Annotated in this window: 19 protein-coding genes; 10 read left to right on the forward strand and 9 right to left on the reverse strand. The window is 69.6% G+C overall.

Translation table 11 applies throughout. The features are described from left to right. A complete protein-coding gene (gene glf / locus BJ970_RS08385; RefSeq protein WP_184725646.1) occupies nucleotides 1-1,188 on the reverse strand; it encodes a UDP-galactopyranose mutase in 1,188 nt (395 codons plus the stop codon). Between the two features lie 305 nt (nucleotides 1,189-1,493). Between glf and BJ970_RS08390 the strand changes: the two genes are divergently transcribed. Beyond that, nucleotides 1,494-2,795, forward strand: coding sequence for a glycosyltransferase 87 family protein (locus tag BJ970_RS08390; RefSeq protein WP_184725648.1), 1,302 nt, complete (start codon nucleotides 1,494-1,496; stop codon nucleotides 2,793-2,795). A gap of 47 nt (nucleotides 2,796-2,842) precedes the next feature. After that, the gene (locus tag BJ970_RS08395) at nucleotides 2,843-3,874 is read left to right on the forward strand and encodes a peptidoglycan recognition protein family protein (RefSeq protein ID WP_184725650.1); all 1,032 of its coding nucleotides are present in this window, start codon (nucleotides 2,843-2,845) and stop codon (nucleotides 3,872-3,874) included. A 16-nt stretch (nucleotides 3,875-3,890) separates the two neighbouring features. On the opposite strand, the gene BJ970_RS08400 is transcribed toward BJ970_RS08395, so the two are convergent. Continuing rightward, nucleotides 3,891-4,703 (reverse strand): HAD family hydrolase, encoded by an 813-nt coding sequence (locus BJ970_RS08400; protein ID WP_184725652.1) that lies wholly within the window; start codon nucleotides 4,701-4,703, stop codon nucleotides 3,891-3,893. Nucleotides 4,704-4,812: 109 nt separating this feature from the next. Between BJ970_RS08400 and BJ970_RS08405 the strand changes: the two genes are divergently transcribed. Further along, nucleotides 4,813-5,685, forward strand: coding sequence for an LLM class flavin-dependent oxidoreductase (locus BJ970_RS08405; RefSeq protein ID WP_184725654.1), 873 nt, complete (start codon nucleotides 4,813-4,815; stop codon nucleotides 5,683-5,685). Between the two features lie 41 nt (nucleotides 5,686-5,726). On the opposite strand, the gene BJ970_RS08410 is transcribed toward BJ970_RS08405, so the two are convergent. Continuing rightward, nucleotides 5,727-6,332 (reverse strand): helix-turn-helix domain-containing protein, encoded by a 606-nt coding sequence (locus BJ970_RS08410; RefSeq protein WP_184725656.1) that lies wholly within the window; start codon nucleotides 6,330-6,332, stop codon nucleotides 5,727-5,729. Between the two features lie 93 nt (nucleotides 6,333-6,425). Here BJ970_RS08410 and BJ970_RS08415 point away from each other — a divergent pair, with 93 nt between their 5' ends. Beyond that, nucleotides 6,426-7,061 (forward strand): endonuclease, encoded by a 636-nt coding sequence (locus tag BJ970_RS08415; RefSeq protein ID WP_184728955.1) that lies wholly within the window; start codon nucleotides 6,426-6,428, stop codon nucleotides 7,059-7,061. Nucleotides 7,062-7,151: 90 nt separating this feature from the next. Here the strand turns inward: BJ970_RS08415 and serS are convergent, their stop codons facing one another. Genes serS through BJ970_RS08430 form a run of 3 tightly spaced genes read right to left on the reverse strand, consistent with a single transcriptional unit; the run spans nucleotide 7,152 to nucleotide 10,346 of the window. After that, nucleotides 7,152-8,414 (reverse strand): serine--tRNA ligase, encoded by a 1,263-nt coding sequence (gene serS, locus BJ970_RS08420; RefSeq protein WP_184725658.1) that lies wholly within the window; start codon nucleotides 8,412-8,414, stop codon nucleotides 7,152-7,154. A 60-nt stretch (nucleotides 8,415-8,474) separates the two neighbouring features. Continuing rightward, complete coding sequence (locus tag BJ970_RS08425) at nucleotides 8,475-9,644, reverse strand: glutathionylspermidine synthase family protein (RefSeq protein ID WP_184725659.1); 1,170 nt, start codon at nucleotides 9,642-9,644, stop codon at nucleotides 8,475-8,477. Nucleotides 9,645-9,647: 3 nt separating this feature from the next. Continuing rightward, the gene (locus BJ970_RS08430) at nucleotides 9,648-10,346 is read right to left on the reverse strand and encodes a hypothetical protein (RefSeq protein ID WP_184725661.1); all 699 of its coding nucleotides are present in this window, start codon (nucleotides 10,344-10,346) and stop codon (nucleotides 9,648-9,650) included. 177 nt (nucleotides 10,347-10,523) lie between these two features. Here BJ970_RS08430 and BJ970_RS08435 point away from each other — a divergent pair, with 177 nt between their 5' ends. Together BJ970_RS08435 and BJ970_RS08440 are read left to right on the forward strand one after the other, a co-directional pair. Next, a complete protein-coding gene (locus BJ970_RS08435) occupies nucleotides 10,524-11,465 on the forward strand; it encodes a septum formation family protein (RefSeq protein WP_246471335.1) in 942 nt (313 codons plus the stop codon). 24 nt (nucleotides 11,466-11,489) lie between these two features. Beyond that, complete coding sequence (locus tag BJ970_RS08440; protein ID WP_184725665.1) at nucleotides 11,490-11,840, forward strand: metallopeptidase family protein; 351 nt, start codon at nucleotides 11,490-11,492, stop codon at nucleotides 11,838-11,840. Between the two features lie 39 nt (nucleotides 11,841-11,879). Here BJ970_RS08440 and BJ970_RS08445 read toward each other — a convergent pair whose 3' ends face one another. Both BJ970_RS08445 and pheA read right to left on the reverse strand, forming a co-directional pair. Then, nucleotides 11,880-12,527, reverse strand: a complete 648-nt coding sequence (locus tag BJ970_RS08445; RefSeq protein WP_312864159.1) for a histidine phosphatase family protein — start codon at nucleotides 12,525-12,527, stop codon at nucleotides 11,880-11,882. Then, nucleotides 12,524-13,447 carry a prephenate dehydratase gene (gene pheA, locus BJ970_RS08450; protein ID WP_184725668.1) on the reverse strand — a complete coding sequence of 308 codons (924 nt, stop codon included), beginning with the start codon at nucleotides 13,445-13,447 and terminating at the stop codon, nucleotides 12,524-12,526. The genes BJ970_RS08445 and pheA overlap by 4 nt, the downstream gene beginning before the upstream one ends. Before the next feature lie 276 nt (nucleotides 13,448-13,723). Here pheA and BJ970_RS08455 point away from each other — a divergent pair, with 276 nt between their 5' ends. The 4 genes from BJ970_RS08455 to BJ970_RS08470 all read left to right on the forward strand — a co-directional run bounded on the left by BJ970_RS08455 (nucleotide 13,724) and on the right by BJ970_RS08470 (nucleotide 15,801). Next, entirely contained in the window at nucleotides 13,724-14,335 is a 612-nt protein-coding gene (locus BJ970_RS08455) for a macro domain-containing protein (protein WP_184725670.1), read from the forward strand. Between the two features lie 37 nt (nucleotides 14,336-14,372). After that, complete coding sequence (locus BJ970_RS08460; protein ID WP_184725673.1) at nucleotides 14,373-14,513, forward strand: hypothetical protein; 141 nt, start codon at nucleotides 14,373-14,375, stop codon at nucleotides 14,511-14,513. A 65-nt stretch (nucleotides 14,514-14,578) separates the two neighbouring features. After that, the gene (locus BJ970_RS08465; protein WP_184725675.1) at nucleotides 14,579-15,091 is read left to right on the forward strand and encodes a DoxX family protein; all 513 of its coding nucleotides are present in this window, start codon (nucleotides 14,579-14,581) and stop codon (nucleotides 15,089-15,091) included. Between the two features lie 68 nt (nucleotides 15,092-15,159). Then, on the forward strand, nucleotides 15,160-15,801 hold the full coding sequence (locus tag BJ970_RS08470) for a response regulator (RefSeq protein ID WP_184725677.1): 642 nt from the start codon (nucleotides 15,160-15,162) through the stop codon (nucleotides 15,799-15,801). Nucleotides 15,802-15,896: 95 nt separating this feature from the next. Here BJ970_RS08470 and BJ970_RS08475 read toward each other — a convergent pair whose 3' ends face one another. Next, complete coding sequence (locus BJ970_RS08475) at nucleotides 15,897-17,057, reverse strand: GAF domain-containing sensor histidine kinase (protein ID WP_184725679.1); 1,161 nt, start codon at nucleotides 17,055-17,057, stop codon at nucleotides 15,897-15,899. Nucleotides 17,058-17,345 lie beyond the last annotated feature (288 nt).

The following is a 17,345-nucleotide window of genomic DNA, read 5'->3' on the forward strand; positions in this document are numbered from 1 at the left end:
TCAGTCCTCCAGCGAGCCGTCCAGCGAACGACCCTCGGTGAAGTAAGGGGCGATCTTGTTGTCGAACATGCTCAGCGCCGAGCCGATGGCCATGTGCATGTCCAGGTACTTGTAGGTCCCGAGCCGACCGCCGAAGACGACCTTGCGCTCCTTGGCCTCCTTCTTGGCCAGTTCGCGGTAGGCCTCCAGCTTCCGCCGGTCCTCCGGGGTGTTGATCGGGTAGTACGGCTCGTCACCGCTCTCCGCGGCCCGCGAGTACTCGCGGACGACGACCGTCTTGTCCTTCGGGTAGTAGTCCCGCTCCGGGTGGAAGTGCCGGAACTCGTGGATCCGGGTGTACCGGACCTCCTCGTCGGCGTAGTTCATCACCGAGGTGCCCTGGAAGTCGCCGGTGGGCACGACCTCGGTCTCGAAGTCCAGGGTGCGCCAGCCCAGCTCACCCTCGACGAAGTCGAAGTAGCGGTCCAGCGGACCGGTGTAGACCACCGGAACGTCGGCGGGCAGCTCACCGCGCACGTCGAAGAAGTCGGTGTTCAGCCGGATCTCGATGTTCGGGTGGTCGGCCATCTTCCGCAGCCAGGCCGTGTAACCGTCGACCGGCAGGCCCTCGTAGGTGTCGTTGAAGTACCGGTTGTTGAAGTTGTAGCGGACCGGCAGCCGGGTGATAATCCCCGCAGGCAACTTCTGCGGGTCGGTCTGCCACTGCTTGGCCGTGTAGCCACGGAACAACGCCTCATACAGCGGGCGCCCCACCAAGGAAATGCCCTTCTCCTCAGCGTTGTCCGCGTCTCCCTCGATCTCGGAGGCGTGCTCGGCAACCCACTGGCGGGCCTGCTCCGGGCTCAAATAGCGATCCGCGAACTGGCTCATGGTGGCGAGGTTCGGCGGCATCGAGTAAACCTGCCCCTGGTACAGGGTGAACACGCGGTGCTGATACTCGGTGAACTCGGTGAACTGGTTCACGTAGTCCCACACCCGTTTGTTCGAGGTATGGAACAGGTGGGCACCGTAGCGATGCACCTCGATACCTGTCTCGGGCTCCGCCTCCGAGTAGGCGTTGCCGCCGATGTGGTCACGTCGGTCCAGCACCAGCACCCGTTTGTCCAGCTGGGTGGCGGCGCGCTCTGCGATCGTGAGGCCGAAAAATCCGGAACCAACAACGATCAGGTCATAGCCTGCGAAGCTCACAGTCGTCGAGGGTAGCGGGGGCAAGCGACCGGATCGAAACCGCGTTGACGTTCTCCGCTACGCATGGCTACGAAGAGTGTCGATATCGCCGCAGCCCGCCGCCTCACGAGGCTTGACTAGGCGTGTGCTCACCACGAAGGGTGATTCGTGAGTTACCTTTTGCATCCGTTGACGATTGTTATTACCCGTCAGGCGACCCGGTCGGCGAGTCGTGCTTTGGGTAGCATCGCGCCCGGCGTCGGCGCGCCCCACTCTCGCCGCCGGCCGATGTCCGGCGCGGGTGCGGGCGCCGGATTCTGAGAGCGGTGAGCATCGGCTTGGTAAGCGCGCGTGGTGGGCGGTTCCTGCTGATCGCGGCGATCATTATCGAGATCCTCGCGATCTGGTTCGTGCACTGGATCGACACCCGCGGCTACCTGGACACCGAGATCTACCGGCTCGGTGCCCGCGCGTGGCTGAAGGGTTACCCGGTGTACGGCGACGACCTGACGCCGGAGACCCCGGACTACGCGACGCTGCCGTTCATCTACCCGCCCTTCGCCGCGCTGCTGTTCATCCCGCTGACCTGGTTGTCGGTCGGCGGCGCCGTGGTGCTGGTGGCGGTGCTGTCGCACGTCGCGATCCTCGTCACGGCCTACTCGCTGGCCCGGTCGTCGAGCTATCTCGCGCCGCACGCTGGGCAGGTGACCGTGGCCACCGCCTTGCTGATGCCGTGGTTCACGCTGATCGAACCGGCCCGCGAGACGATCAACTACGGGCAGATCAACCTGGTGCTGATGGCGCTGGTCGCGGCCGACTGCCTGCTGCCGCGCACCAGGTGGCCGCGCGGGCTGCTGGTGGGCATCGCGGCGGCGATCAAGCTGACGCCGCTCGGGTTCCTGCTGTTGTTCCTGCTGCGCCGGGACTTTCGGGCGATGGCCGTGACCGGCCTGACCTTCGCCGCCACCGTGGTGATCGGGCTGGTCGCGGCGCCGCGCGACTCGGCGGACTGGTGGCTGGACAAGATGCTGTCCACGGGCGACTCCTTCGGCACCGTCTACGCCGGGAACCTCACGTTGCGCAGCCTGCTGGCGAAACAGGAGCTGACCGGGTTCGCGCTGAACTCGCTGTGGCTGGCCGGTTCGGCGCTGCTGCTCGTCCTGGCGGTGCTCGGCATGCGGTACGCGCTGCGGGTGGCCGACGTGCCGCTGGCGCTGATGATCAACGCCGTGCTGGTGCTGCTGGTGTCGCCGATCTCCTGGTCGCACCACTGGGTGTGGGCCGGGCCGACGCTGGCGCTGCTGTTCGCCATGTCGTTGCGGCATCGTTGGTACGGCGTGTTGTTGAGCGTTGGGTTGGGCGCGCTCACGGTGCTCGTCGGTCCGCAGTGGTACCTGCCCAACACCGACGACCGCGAGCTGGACTGGACGTTCTCGCAACAGGTCGTCGGCAACGCCTACACGCTGCTCGGCATCGGTTTCCTGATCGCCGTGGCCGTCGCCTACTTCCGCCTCATCCGCCGATTTCCGGCCACGGTGTCCACAGGGGACGCCGACGCCTTGCGTCACCCGTCCAGAGCAGTTGAACCGGCGGCTGATCCGGACCCACCGCATACTCGCCTTTCGTAACCGGCCCCGATCCAGGTGCCGCCGCGCGCGGAAACGAGGTACCGCCAATGCGTCTTCGGCTCAGTGTTGCGATCGCGCTGTTGCTCACCGCGACGGCTTTGCCCGCTGCCAGTGCGGCGGTTTCCCCCGAAACGACAAGCACTCGAATCGCGTTGCGCGACACGCCGCAAGACCGGGACTTCACCCGAGAAGCGCGCTCCGACAGCGCTTTTGAGCTGGTCGGCATCACCTGGCGCGGGCCCGCCCCGGACAGCATCCAGGTGCGCACCCGAAACGCCGCCGGCTGGGGGGAATGGACGGAGCTGGAAGCGATCGACTCGGCGCAGGGCAGCGAACCGCTGTGGACCGGGCGAACCTACATCGCCCAGGTGCGGGCGTTCAGAGCCGGCGCGGACGTGACCGGTGACCTGGACCTCGTCGCGATCAACCCGGGCAGCGCGCCCGCCACGCCACCCCGATCGAGCATTCCCGGCGCACCACCGGTCGTCGGGCGCGCGCAATGGGGCGCCGACGAAAACCTGATGACCTGGCCGCCGGAGCCCACCGAAACCAGGGCGATCACGGTGCACCACACCGCCGGGACCAACGACTACAACTGCCGTCGGTCGGCGGACATCGTGCGGGCGATCTACCGCTACCACGCCGTCGAGCTGAAGTGGGGCGACATCGGCTATCACGCGCTGGTCGACAAGTGCGGCACGATTTTCGAGGGGCGGGCCGGCGGGCTGCGCAACGACGTCATCGGCGGCCACGCGCGGGGCTTCAACCACAACACATTCGGCGTTGCGATGATGGGCAACTACGACCGCGTCCTGCCTTCCCGCGCCACGATCGAGTCGGTCGCGGAGACCAGCGCATGGAAGCTGGGCACCCGCGGCGTGCCCGTAGATGGGCACGCCCAGCTGATCGCGGGTCCGGCGAACAACTCGCACTTCCCGGCCGACACGCCGGTGCGGTTGCCGACGATCTTCGGCCACCGGGACGTCAGCAAGACGCTCTGCCCCGGCCAACGCGGCTACGAACAGCTCGCCGCGATCCGCGCCCGGGCGGCCACCCTCCAACGCGCCCACCAGCCGTGACGCGCTGGCGTCAGGCTCACCACCAGCGGTCCAGGACGTGGGCTACACCGTCGTCGGCGTTGGTGATCGTCACCTCGTCGGCGGCGGCGAGCGCCGCGCGGTGGGCGTTGCGCATCGCTACCCCGTGGCCCGCCCACTCCAGCATCGAAACGTCGTTGGGCATGTCGCCGAAGGCGATCACGTCCGCCCGGTCCACGCCCAACTGCTCGGCCACCGCCGCCAGCCCGGTCGCCTTGTCCACCCCCGGCGCGGAAAGCTCGATCAGCCCGGAGCCGGTCGAGTAGGTCAACTGGAGCTGCGAACCGAGCACCTCGGCGACCACCGCCGCCATCTCCGCGCTGGTCATGTGGTCGTGCAGGACCAGCAGCTTGACCGCCGGCTTGCCGGTCAGCTCGTCGGTGCCGGCCACCCGGATGTCCGAATTCGGCCACACGCGGCGGAAATCGACCTCGGCGAGGAACTGTTCGTGCGGCCGGTCCCGCGCCCCGTCGGTGGTCCGCTCCACGGCGAACGCGCAGCCCGGCAATTCGTGCCGTAGCTCGCGCGCCACGTCGTGCAACAGCACGGGATCGATCACGTGGCTGTGCAGCACCCGGTCGGCGGCCGCGTCGTAGAGCACCGCACCGTTCGCGCACACCGCCACGCCGGCCACGCCCAGACCCTCGACCACCATCGGCATCCAGCGCGGTGGACGCCCGGTGACCAGGACGAACGGCGTACCCGAGGCCACCACCCGCTGCACCGTCCGCGCGGTGCGCCGGCTCACCCGCTCCATCGGGTCGAGCAGGGTGCCGTCCACGTCCGATGCCACCAGGCCAGGTTTGCGCACCTCGTCATCCTGCCTCGTGCCGACCGTCCCGCCGACGCGATCCCTGCCACGTCTGGCCGTCACCCGATCGGGTCGATAAGCGCGGGGTCGGACCAGTACGGTCAACAGCGTGCGCGTTGGGATCGTGATACTGCCCGAATACCGATGGTGGGCCGCCGAGCCGCTGTGGCGAATGGCCGAGGAGTACGGCTTCGCCCACGCCTGGACCTACGACCATCTGGGTTGGCGGTCCCTGGTGGACAAGCCCTGGTTCGATGCGATCCCGACGCTGACGGCGGCCGCCGCGGTCACCTCGACGATCCGGCTGGGCACGCTGGTCGCGTCGCCGAACTTCCGGCATCCGGCGCATTTCGCGCGCGAACTGACCGCGCTCGACGACATCTCCGACGGACGGATCACGGTCGGCGTCGGTGCCGGCGGCATCGGATTCGACACGCAAGTCCTGGGTTACGCCGAACTGTCGCCCAGGCAGCGGGTCGACCGGTTCACCGAGTTCGTCGAGCTGCTCGACCAGATCCTCACCCGCGACGGCACCGAGTACTCCGGCCGGTACTACTCGGCGGTCCATGCGCACCGGGCACCCGGCTGCGTTCAGTTGCCCCGGCTACCTTTCGTCGTCGCCGCCAACGGGCCCCGGTCGATGCGGCTGGCGGTCCAGTACGGTCAGGGCTGGGTGACCACCGGGCACCAGGCCGAGGACCTGGAGGCATGGTGGCGATCGGTCGCCGAATTGTCGCTGCGCTTCGCCGACGTGCTCGCCGAGCAGGGCCGCGACCCTGCGACGGTCGACAAGTACCTGCAGGTGGACGCGGCACCGGTCTATTCGATGTCCAGTGTGGACAACTTCCGGGACGTGGTGGGCCGGGCCGCGGAGCTCGGCTTCACCGACGTGATCACGCATTGGCCCCGGGCCGAGGAGCCCTACGCGGGTAAGGAAGCCACCGTCGAGGAGATCGCCTCCGAGGTCCTCCCGGAACTGTGATCGACCGGTTCGGGATGCACAGCACCGCGCATCGGGAACGATCAAGCCGTACCGAGGTCACCGCGGGGCGATGCCGGCAGCGTCGCCCCGACTGCCAGCAGCTCGGCAGGTTCTTCGCCTAACGCCGAGAGCCGGTGCGGCACCCGGGCGCTGAAGCTCACGCTGTCCCCGGCGCTCAAGGTCGTCGCCCCCTGGTCGAACTCGACGTGCAGCTGCCCGCTGAGCACGTACAGCCAGTCATGCCCCTCGTGCTGAACCGGTCGCACGCCGTCGCCGGTCGGCGAAATCCGGTAGCGGGCGGCATAGAGGCCGGGAACCACGGCGCGCGGGGTCAGCACCTGCAGCGCCATCCCCTCGGTGTCGACCGTCGGTACCTCGTTGCCGCGCAACACCGTCACGGCCGGCCCAGGCTTGGTGTCGGTGAGTAGTTCCGACAGCTCAACGTCCAGCGCTGTGGCCAGTCGGGCCAATACGGCCAAGGACGGCGTCGTGTCACCGTGTTCCACGTTCACCAGGTGCGTGACGTCGAGCGCGGCCTGCTCGGCCAACTCGGCCTGGTCCAGTCCGCGCGCGCCCCGCAACCGGCGAATCCGATCGCCGAGACCGGCCAGTGCGAGGGCCTGCTCATCGCCAGGTGCTTCCGACACGCTCCCACCATAAATCCGGTGTCGAGCCCTCGCCGCGAGCACAGGTGTGCCCGCCGGATCCGCCGGGTAGGCCCGCTGCAGGAGGTGGTGACGATGTCGGCGAAGAACATCGTGCAATACCTGCTGGACGAGGCGGGCACCACCCACGCCGAGCAGGCCGGGATCTCGTTGACGAACAAACCCGCCCCGCTGTACCGGTTGCTGGTGCTGGCCGTGTTGATGTCCACCCGGATCAAGGCGGAGCTCGCGGTCTCGGCCGCGCGCGAGCTCGCCGAGTTCGGGACGCCGCAGAAGATGTGCGACGCGACCTGGCAGCAGCGGGTCGAAGCGCTCGATCGCGGGCACTACGTGCGGTACGACGAAAGCACTTCCACGGCGCTCGGCAAGGGCGCGCGGGCGCTGCTCGACGAGTACCACGGCGACCTCCGGCGGTTGCGGGCGAAGGCCGACGGGGACATCGACGTGCTGCGGGACAAACTCACCGCGCTGCCCCGGCTCGGCCCGGCCGGCGCGGACATCTTCTGCCGCGAGGTTCAGTTGGTCTGGCCCGAACTCCGCCCGTTCTTCGACAAGAAGGCGTTGGCGGGAGCGGAGAAGCTCGGCCTGCCCACCGCCCCGCACCGGCTCGCGGACCTCGTCGAGGGTCCCGACCTCGCCCGGCTGGCTGCCGCCCTGGTCCGCGCCACCCTCGACCGGGGCCTCGCCGCCGAAATCACCAAGGCCGCCTGAACCGCCTCGGCGGGTTCCGCCTCGTCAGGTCGCCGCCCGGGAGCACTTCGAGGTGCCGCGAACCGCTCCCGGGCGTTCACCCGGTGAACGTCACTTGGGTTCGAGGACTTCCCGGCCGCCGAGGAACGGGCGCAACGCCTCCGGCACCCGCACCGAGCCGTCCGGCTGCTGGTGGTTCTCCAGGATCGCGACGATCCAGCGGGTAGTGGCCAGCGTGCCGTTGAGCGTGGCCGCGGTTTGCGGGCGCCCATCCTCGTCGCGGTAGCGGATGTTCAACCGCCGGGCCTGGAACGTGGTGCAGTTTGACGTCGAGGTCAGCTCGCGATAGGTCTGCTGGCTCGGCACCCACGCCTCGCAGTCGAACTTGCGGGCCGCGCTCGCGCCGAGATCCCCGGCCGCCGTGTCGATCACCCGGTAGGGCACCTCGATCTTGGCGAGCATCTCCTCTTCCCAGCCCAGCAGCCGCTGGTGCTCGTCGCGTGCCTCGTCATCCCGGCAGTAGACGAACATCTCAAGCTTGTTGAACTGGTGCACCCGGATGATGCCGCGGGTGTCCTTGCCGTAAGAACCGGCTTCCCGGCGGAAGCACGTCGACCAGCCCGCGTAGCGCAGCGGCCCCGCCGAGAAGTCCACGATCTCGCCGGCGTGGTAGCCGGCCAGCGGAACCTCTGAGGTGCCGACCAGGTAGAGGTCGTCATCCTCCAGCCGGTACACCTCGGTGGCGTGCGCGCCGAGGAATCCGGTGCCGTCCATGATCTCCGGGCGGACCAGCACCGGCGGCACGACGAGGGTGAAACCGGCGGCGGTGGCCTGGGCGGCGGCCATGTTCAGCAGCGCCAGCTCCAGCTGCGCGCCGACGCCGGTCAGGAAGTAGAAGCGGGCACCGGAAACCTTCGCGCCGCGCTCCATGTCGAAGGCGCCGAGCGCGATGCCCAGTTCCAAGTGGTCCTTGATCTCAAAGTCGAACTCCGGCGGGACCCCGACGTGCTTGAGCACGGCGTAGTCGTCCTCGCCGCCCGGCGGCACGTCGGGCTCGACGATGTTGGAGACGGCCTTCTGCGACCGCAGCAGCTCGTCCTCGGCCGCCGACTGCTCCGCCTCGGCGTCCTTGACCTGCGCGGCGAGCTCCTTTGCCTGGGTCAGCAGGGCTTCCCGCTCCTCGCCCTTGGCCTTGCCGACCTGCTTGCCGAGTTGCTTGTGCTCCGCGCGCAGGTTGTCCGCCCGGGACACCGCGGACCTGCGACGCTCGGCGGCGGACAGCAGCGCGTCCACCAGGGACGCGTCTTCTCCTCGCGCGCGCTGCGAAGCGCGCACCGCTTCCGGATCATCGCGTAGCGTCTTCAGGTCGATCACAGCTGGTCAGCGTAGCTCGCGCCATCGACGTGCCCACCCGCAGGGTGGGCCAGCGGCCCCTCAGGAGATGGCGGGGATGCGGTGCGGGACGAAGGCAGCGCCGTCGTCGGTGATCAGGCCCGCCGTCTCGCGGATGCCGAGGCCCGCCGAGGAATCGCCGACCACCCAGGCACCGAGCGCCGGGCGCATGCCATCGAATTCGGGCAGCGGGTCAAACGCCTGGTAGACGTAGCCCTCCTCGCCGTACACGCCGCCGGTCTCGGTCTCCCAACCCGGGGCGACGATCGCGATGTTGTTGCCCTCCCGCCCCAACCGGGGCTTGCGCACGTACTCGGTGAGCAGGCCGGGCTGGTCGAGGAACGTCGGCAGCAGATTCGGGTGCCCGGGATGCATCTCCCACAGGACCGCCAGCAGCGCCTTGTTGGACAGCAGCATCTTCCACAGCGGTTCGACCCATTGCGTGGCCGGCAGGGTCTTGACGGCGTGCTTGCCGAAGTCGTCGTCGACCATCCACTCCCAGGGATAGATCTTGACCACCGAGTTCATCGGCGCTTCTTCCAGATCGACGAAGCGCTCCAGCAGGCCGTCCCAGCCGATCTCCTCGATGGGTAGGCCGACGGTGTCCAGCCCCGCCTCCGCCGCCGTCTCCTGCAGGTAGGCCGCGGTGAGGTTGTCCTCGCCGGTGACGTCCGCGGACGACCAGGTGAAGTGCACCTCGTTGGTGGCCAGCTGCTCGCTGATCTCGCCCCAGCGCGCGACGAGCTGCTCGTGGATGGAATTCCACTGGTCGTCGCCCTCGTGGCACTCGGTCAGCCAGTGCCACTGCACGACCGCCGCCTCCAGCAGCGAGGTCGGGGTGTCGGCGTTGTACTCCAGCAGCTTCGCCGGGCCGCTGCCGTCGTAGCGCAGGTCGAACCGGCCGTACAGGTGCGGGTCGTGCCGCCTCCAGGATTCGGCGATGTGCGGCCAGACCCACTCCGCGATGCCGAAGTCCTTGTAGCGCTCGGTGGTGACGACGTGATCGACGGCGTCCAGGCACATCGATTGCAGCAACTCGACGTCGGCCTCCAGCGACAGCACCTCGTCGAGGCTGAACTCGTAGTGCACGCCCTCATCCCAGTAGGGCCGCGCCGTGCCATCCGCCGCACGCGCGGGCGTGCCGAAGACGAGCCCGAGCTCCTCGACCTTGGCCTGCCAGTCCGGTCGTCGCGCTGAAGTCCTGCGCCGCACTCGTCAGCTCCCGCCGCTGCCGCTCTTGCTGTTGATGCCGAACCCACCGCGCTGGATGGTGGAGCCGGTCTTGCTCTTGATCGTCGAGTCGGACGGCTTGGCGAAGGTCGACCCCGTCGCCGGCGAACCGACCGCAGGCGCCGGTGAGCCCGGCGCGGTGTAGGCGTAGCGGTACTGGGGCACCGGGGGGCCGCCGAGGAACAGCGGCATGAAGACGAAACCGCTGCCGTGGTCGATGTATCCGCCGTGCGACCTGACGTAGTTCTCGTCGCAGTTCTGGTCGTTCGCCGCGACCGGTTGGCCGCCCTGATCGGACGCGCAATACTGCGTGACCGCGTTGGCCTCGTTGCTGATCTCTGACGCGCTGTACATCGCGGCGACCAGCGCGACGACGCCGACTGTCGCGCCGCCGCCGATCATGATGCGGCGCCGCTTCTGCGTCTTGCGCGCTGCGGCTTCGAGCTCGGCCTGGTGCTGTTCGTCGCGGCGCTTCTCGGCGGCGATGCGGGCGCGCTGCTCCGCTAGGGTCGGCTCCCGCGGCGTCGTGTGCTCGGGATCCTGGTACCGGATCCGGCCGCGGCCCTCCTCTGCCGCCGGTTCGGGCTGCGTCGGTTGGGCTGCTTGCTCCGGGGTGCCTTGCGGGGTCCCCTCGTCCCGCTGCGGCCGGTCGTCGTGTGCCACTGGCTTGCCATCTTCCGTCATTGCCCCACTCCCGGACGCAACAGTACCTACCAGGGCGACGTGCCCGGCAACGAATCGGTTCCGAAGTCCGTCGAGGGCACCGCGCAAAGCCGTTCCCGGCGAGGCATCATGTGATCGATGGCAGCGCCCTTACCACCTCCCAGCCCACGCCGGGGCAAGCCCAACACCCGGCTCGTGATGATTTCGGCTGCCATCGGCGCCCTGCTGATCCTGGTGATCAGCGCAGCGCTGAACTGGCCGACCGGCGGCGAGTCCGGGGTCGGCGGGCCCGGCCGGATCGGTTCGGCCCCGGCGCCGAAGGTGGTGTTCGAGGCCGCCGCGGGCGACTGCCTGAACTGGACCGAACCCGACGCCGCCGACATCAGCAAGGTCACCTGTGCCGAACCGCACCTCTTCGAGGTCACCGGCACCGCGGATCTGCGCGGCGAGTTCGGCGACAAGGCACCGTTCCCGAACACCGGGCAGTGGCAGCAGGTCAAGCAGCAACGCTGCATCGACGTGTCGAAGCAATTCCTGTCCGGCCGGTTCGATCCGCACGGCCGGTTCAGCGTGGGCGCGTTCACCCCGAGCGAGGAGGGCTGGGCCAACAGCGACCGGACGCTGCACTGCGGGCTCCAGCAGCCGGGACCGTCCGGCAAGCTTTACCCGATCACCGGCAACGCCGCCCGGATGGACCAGTCCAATGTCTACCCGGTCGGCCGCTGCCTGGGCATCAACGGCACGGCGGTGTGGGACCCGGTGGACTGCGCCCGGCCGCACGCGGTGGAGATCACCGGCCTGGTCAACCTCGGCGAGCAGTTCCCCGGCGGCTATCCGGCGGAAGGCGATCAGGATGGTTTCCTGGCGACCAGGTGCGCCGAACTGACCGCGGCATACGCCGGTGGCCCGACCACCGCCAAGGACAAGGGCCTGGTCACCTACTGGGACACGCTGGCGCAGGAGAGCTGGGACGCCGGTTCGCTGCAGGTCAACTGCAAGGTCAGCGCTCAGCTTCCGGACGGCAGCGGGCTCGCGCCCGTGACGGGCAGTGTCAAGGGGGAGGTGCAGATCGGCAGGGCGCCCGCGCCGCAGAACACCGTCCCGATCGAGCCGGGCGTGCCCGCGACCGAACCCCGCTGACGCCGGGTGCGGTAGAACGGGTTTATGCCGGTGGAGATGTCCCGTGCCCGGTTCGAGGAGCTCGTGGCCGACGCCCTCGATCTGCTGCCCGCTGAGTTCGCGGCCGCGATGAACAACGTGGTGGTGCTGGTCGAGGACACCAATCCGGAGGACCCGTCGCTGCTCGGGTTGTACGAGGGAATCGCGTTGACCGAGCGGGACAGCACCTACAGCGGGGTGCTACCCGACCGCATCACGATCTACCGCGAGCCGCTGCTGGACATGTGCGCGGACGAAGCCGAGGTGGTCGACGAAGTGGCCGTGACCGTGGTGCACGAGATCGCCCACCACTTCGGCATCGACGACGAGAAGCTGCACGCCCTGGGCTGGGGCTGACAGCGATTTCAATAATGGAAATCGCCGCAGGGCGCCGGGTCAGGCCGCGTCGAGGCCGTCCCAGGACAGGTAGCGCCAGCCGGTCCGGGCGTCGGGGTCGGCTTCCAGGACGATGACGCCCGTGTTCGGCAGGTACGTCGAGTTGCCCTCGGCGCCCTCGATGTTCGTGGCCAACGCACTCGCCGCGAGCCGCAGCATCGCACCGTGGCTGACCAGCGCAACCGCGCCGCCGCCGGACCCGTCGATGGCGGTGCTCGCCCCGGCGAGGAAGCGGGTTAGCGCCTCGTGGCCGGTTTCACCGCCGGGCATCGGAACGTCAAGCCGCCCGGCGTGCCAGTTCGCGTAGACGTCATCGAAGGTCTCCAGCGCCTCCGGGTCACCCCGGCCTTCCAGCTCCCCGACGTAGATCTCGTGTGTGCCCTCGACGACCTCGACTCGCAACCGGTGCCGCTGCGCCAAGGGCTGCGCCGTCTGCTGCGCACGCAGTGCGCGGCTCGCGTGCACCGAGACGATCTTCTCGCCGGCCAGCCGCTCGGCCAGCCGCGCCGCCTGCAACTCGCCCAGCTCGGTCAGACCCGGGCCCGGCGGGAGGGTGTCGAGCACCTGCCGCACGTTGGCCGAGGTCTGCCCGTGACGGGCCAGGATCAGGCGCATTCCGGTGGGCGCCGCCAGCGCGAACTCGGTCACGCCAACCGCCCCGCGCGGAGGTCTTCGAGCCAATTCGCCGAGGTCTGGAACGCCTGCTCCGAGGCAGATGGGCGCACGCTGGCCGGCGACCGGTCCGCCTTCGGGTAGGACCCGAGGAACCGGACGCTGCTGCAGCGGCGGCGCAACGCGGTCAACGCGTCGCCGATCCGGGCGTCCGCGACGTGCCCGTCGAAGTCGAGGAAGAACCGGTACTCGCCGAACCGGTCCTTGATGGGCCGGGACTCGATGCGGCTGAGATTGATGCCGCGCAGCGCGAGTTCGGCCAGCATCTCGACCAGCGAGCCGACCTCGTCGCTGATCACCGCGCACAGCGAGGTCCGGTCCGCGCCGGTCGGCTCCGGCAGCACCCCGGGGCGGCGGACCAGCAGGAACCGGGTGACCGCATCGGGCACGTCGGCGATGCCGCCGACGAGCCGCACCAGCGAGGGGTAGTGGTCGAGCGCCACCGAAGCCGATATCGCCGCGTCGAACTCACCGGCCGCGACTTCGGCGGCGGCCGCCGCCGTCGAACTGGTCGCGCGGGTGCGGGCCCCCGGCATGTTCTCGGACAACCAGCTACGGACCTGCGCAAGAGCGTGCGGGTGACTCGCCACGGTGCCGATCTCGGACAGCGCGACACCGGGCCGGGCCAGCAGGTCGAACTGCACCGGCAGCACGGCCTCCTGCACCGCCACCAGCGGTTCAGCGGTGGTCAACGCGTCCAACGTGGCCGGTACCGAGCCTTCGACGGAGTTCTCCACCGGCACCCCAGCGGCCAGCACTTCACCGGCGCGCACCGCGGCCAGGGCCAGCGGGACGGTCTCGTAGGGCACTAGGTCGGCGTCGAAATCCTCGGTCAGCAGCCGGGTGGCCTGCTCGGTGAATGTGCCCGGCGGGCCGAGATACGCGATTTGTGGCACCCGATAAGACTAAGAGGGGACGCAGCCGGCTTGCGTCGTGGTGTCGCTGGCGCATCTAGTCGGCCTCGCGGAGAAACCTGCGAACCCGGGGTTCGGGCTACTGCGGCGACAAGCGGCTGGCGCCATCGGCTGGCACGGATGCGCCGGATGAGGCGGGTGGCGCCTCCCGTATTGGGCGGTTTCCGGGTCCGAAGGCGGGGCGTTTCGGCGCGGCGGATGCCGCCGATAAGAGGAAGGTGTGACCTACCCAATGCCACCGCGCCGCACATTCCTGCGATGCTGTGGGGTGTGACCGCAGATTCGGGGCGCTCAGTGGATGGAGCGGAGCCGGAGCTGCAGCTCGTCCTATGCGCAGTGGACGAGCCGCTGGCCGCCGCCTGGCAGGAGATCGCCGACAGCCGAGCCGGCCTATCCGTACATCAGGGGTCGGTGCTGGACTTGGCGGTCGACGCGGTGGTGAGCCCGGCGAACTCCTACGGCTGGATGCGCGGCGGCATCGACGCCGTGTACGCCCGCACCTTCCCCGAGGTGGAGGAGCAGGTGCGCAGCGCGGTGCTCGCCTACCACGGCGGCGAGCTGCCGGTCGGCGAAGCGCTGCTGGTGCCCACCGGCTCCCCGAACCCGACCTGGTTGATCAGCGCACCCACCATGCGGGAACCGGGTGAGCGGCTGCCGACCGACACGGTGCACCCCTACCTCGCGGCGCGGGCCGTGCTGCGGCTCTGGTCGAGCGGGATCTTGGAGAACGGCGCGCCGGTTCACCACGTGGTCCGGTCCGTCGCGATGCCCGGCCTGGGCACCGGCGTCGGTGGCGTGTCGCCGAAGCTGTGCGCGCGGCAGGTCGCCGCGGCCTGGGACGAGGTGTTCGCGCGGGTCGACCAGCTCTGACCAGGATCTGCACGCACAGCACTAGCCAGTCTCGATCTTGGCCAGGCCGCTGGTCGTCTTGTTGACCTCGCGCACGCCGAACCCGAAGCACGCCGCCGTCGTAGTCGGCCTCGACCTGGTCGGCAGCGACGCCCTCGTTCCCGAAATGTTTGAGTCCTTCCGGCTCAAGAAGGGATGATCAAGCGGAGCGGGATCGAAGTGAGTACCGTCGGGCCCATCGGCCACCACCGAGGAGGTCCCCTGATGCTTATTCGCCGTTTGGCCCGGCCGATGCTCGCCGCGATCTTCATCTACGGCGGCATCGGGGCATTGCGCGATACGCCGAGCCACGCCAAGGCCGCCGCCCCGCTGCTGGAGAAGGCGACGGGACCGGTGAAGGACTCGCTGCCGGAGCAGCTCCCGACCGACCCGGAAACCCTGGTGCGCATTGATGGCGCGGTGAAGGTCGGCGCCGGGACGCTGCTCGCGCTCGGCAAGTGCCCCCGGCTGGCCGCGCTCCTGCTCGCCGGGAGCATCGTGCCCACCACGCTGGCCGCGCACGCGTTCTGGACGATCGACAACCCCCAGGAACGTGCCAACCAGCAGGCTCACTTCATCAAGAACATCAGCCTCCTCGGCGGGCTGCTGATCACCGCGGTCGACACCGCCGGCAAGCCGTCCGTCGGTTACCGGGCCAAGCGCCGCGCACGCAAGGTCGCCGCGCAGACCCAGCAGACCGTCGGCGTGGTCAAGGGCGCGGCGAAGGTCAAGAGATAACCCGCATTCTCCGCCGTCGGGCGACCCCTAGCGCATCCGCCGCCGGGCATGTACGTAGCGTGGTGGTCGTGCCAGTGAGGGTGCTGCTAGTCGATGATCATGAGGTGGTCCGGCGCGGTCTTCGCGACCTGTTGGACACCGAGGAAGACGTAGTGATCGTGGCGGAGGCCGGTGGCGTCGGTGAGGCGCTGGTGCGTGCGCAGGCGACCGGGCCCGACGTCGCGGTCATCGACATGCGGCTGCCCGACGGCGACGGCCTGGAGCTGTGCCGCCAGTTGCGCGCCCTGCCGCAGCCGCCGTACTGCCTGGTGCTCACGGCCTTCGACGACGAGAGCGCGCTGGTCGGCGCGATCAACGCCGGCGCCTCCGGCTACCTGTTGAAGCAGGTGCGCGGGCAGGACCTGGTCAACGCCGTGCGCGAGGTCGCCGCCGGGCGGTCGCTGCTGGATCCGATCACCACCGGGCGGGTGCTGGCGCGGCTGCGCCAGTCCACCTGCCCGGAGCCGGACGAACTCGCCGCCCTGACCGAGCGGGAGCGCAAGGTGCTGGAGCTGATCGGCGAGGGCCTGACGAACCGGCAGATCGCCGAGCGGCTGTTCCTGGCGGAGAAGACGGTGAAGAACTACGTGACGTCGGTGCTGGCCAAGCTCGGCATGGAGCGGCGCACCCAGGCCGCCGCCTGGGTCGCCCGCCGCCAGAGCCAGGCCTGACTTCGCCGCGATTCATGGGCGTTCGCCGGGCGGCTGCCGGTTCTGATCCGGTTGCCACGGCAGCAGGGCCCGAAACGCGGCAGCGGGCGAACGACTCAGGCGGGGCTCGCGGACAGCGGGACTTCCCAGGCGACCGTGGTGCCGCTGTCCGGCGACGAGGTGATCGAGCAGCGGCCGCCCGCCGCGACTGCGCGTTCTTCGAGGTTTCGCAGGCCGCGTTTGCTCACGTCGCGGGGAATTCCGCAGCCGTCGTCCACGACCTGTAGCAACAGCCCGGAAGCCGAGCGCCGCACCCGCACCAACACGGTCTGCGCCCCGGCGTGCCGGACCACATTGGACAGTGCTTCGCGGAGCGCGGCGCGGGCGTGATCGGCCACCGCCACCGGCACGTCGCTCAAGTCGCCGTCGATCTCCAGCCTCGGCGGCCGTCCCAGCAGCTCCCCGGCGATCTGCACCTCGGAGCGCATCGAGTCGTCGAGCGCGGGCGCCTGCGCCGGGGTTTCCGGATCCGCGGAGCGAAGCGTGCGGGCGGTCGCGCGGACCTCGGCGATCGCCTGGTCGATCTGCTCCATCGTCTCGGCCAGCCGGGCCGCGTCGGCGGTGTCGAGTCGACCGGACAGCCGCCGCTCCAAGACCTCCAACTGCACACCGGTGGCATAGAGCCGCTGCACGATCACGTCGTGGAGGTCGCGTGCGATGCGCTCCCGCTCCTGATAGACCGCGATGCGCTGGCGCGCCGTGGAGCCCTCCGCGAGCACCAGCGCGAGGCCGGCCTGCGCCGCGAACGACGTCAGCACGTCCACTGCGACCCGGGTGAAAATGCTGGCGCCTCGCCGCCGGTAGACGGCCAGCGCGCCGAGCCGGCGCTCCCGGGTGCCGAACGGCGCGACCGCGAACGGGCCGTACACCCGCAGCGAAGCGGGTACGTACGGAGCCGTCAGCGGGTCGTCGATCAGGTCGTCGACGACTACGGGCACGCCGCTGCGCGCGACTCGCGCGGCAGCCGAACGCGAGGACAGGACCGTGCCGACCGGGTCGGCCAGCGGGCCGGTCGCGGTGGGCGCGCCGTAGGCGGCCTCGACGGTGAGGCGGCCGTCGTCGGCTCGGACAGTGACGACGCCGAGGTCGGCCTCGGCGAGTTCGGCGGCGCGGCGGACGACCAGCGGGAGGACGGCCTCCGGGTCCTCAGCGGACAGCGCCAACCGGGTTATCTCGGTGGACGCCGCGAGCATGCGCCTGGCGAGGGTGGAATCCATGACATACACGAGGCTATAGCTCCAGCGGACGTGAAGTCGGGTCCGGACGACGCAGGTCACAGCGCCCTCGACGGCGTTCCGGCAACGAGCGCCGCAAGCCTTGCCGGAAACCACGCGCCATGAAGCCGCCGATCTTGCCTGAACCGATCATGCTCGGCGGCGCTGGGCGGCCGTCGCCAGCGACCAGCACGCCTCGCTGGTCAGAATCTGGCGCGCCTTCGCGGGCCGCGGTCGGATTCTCGCGTCGATAGATCACATCAACCTCCCGGGCCGGAGCATCAGGGTTCT

The sequence above is a fragment of the Saccharopolyspora phatthalungensis genome (assembly GCF_014203395.1).
In the GTDB taxonomy this organism is placed as follows: domain Bacteria; phylum Actinomycetota; class Actinomycetes; order Mycobacteriales; family Pseudonocardiaceae; genus Saccharopolyspora; species Saccharopolyspora phatthalungensis.

Excerpts from the sequence above, each read along its gene's own strand:
- BJ970_RS08395 (WP_184725650.1), top strand. The coding sequence starts at position 2,843 with ATGCGTCTTCGGCTCAGTGTTGCGATCGCGCTGTTGCTCACCGCGACG.
- BJ970_RS08415 (WP_184728955.1), top strand. The coding sequence starts at position 6,426 with ATGTCGGCGAAGAACATCGTGCAATACCTGCTGGACGAGGCGGGCACC.
- BJ970_RS08430 (WP_184725661.1), bottom strand. The coding sequence starts at position 10,346 with ATGACGGAAGATGGCAAGCCAGTGGCACACGACGACCGGCCGCAGCGG.
- BJ970_RS08435 (WP_246471335.1), top strand. The coding sequence starts at position 10,524 with ATGATTTCGGCTGCCATCGGCGCCCTGCTGATCCTGGTGATCAGCGCA.
- BJ970_RS08440 (WP_184725665.1), top strand. The coding sequence starts at position 11,490 with ATGCCGGTGGAGATGTCCCGTGCCCGGTTCGAGGAGCTCGTGGCCGAC.
- BJ970_RS08455 (WP_184725670.1), top strand. The coding sequence starts at position 13,724 with ATGCTGTGGGGTGTGACCGCAGATTCGGGGCGCTCAGTGGATGGAGCG.
- BJ970_RS08465 (WP_184725675.1), top strand. The coding sequence starts at position 14,579 with ATGCTTATTCGCCGTTTGGCCCGGCCGATGCTCGCCGCGATCTTCATC.
- BJ970_RS08475 (WP_184725679.1), bottom strand. The coding sequence starts at position 17,057 with ATGGATTCCACCCTCGCCAGGCGCATGCTCGCGGCGTCCACCGAGATA.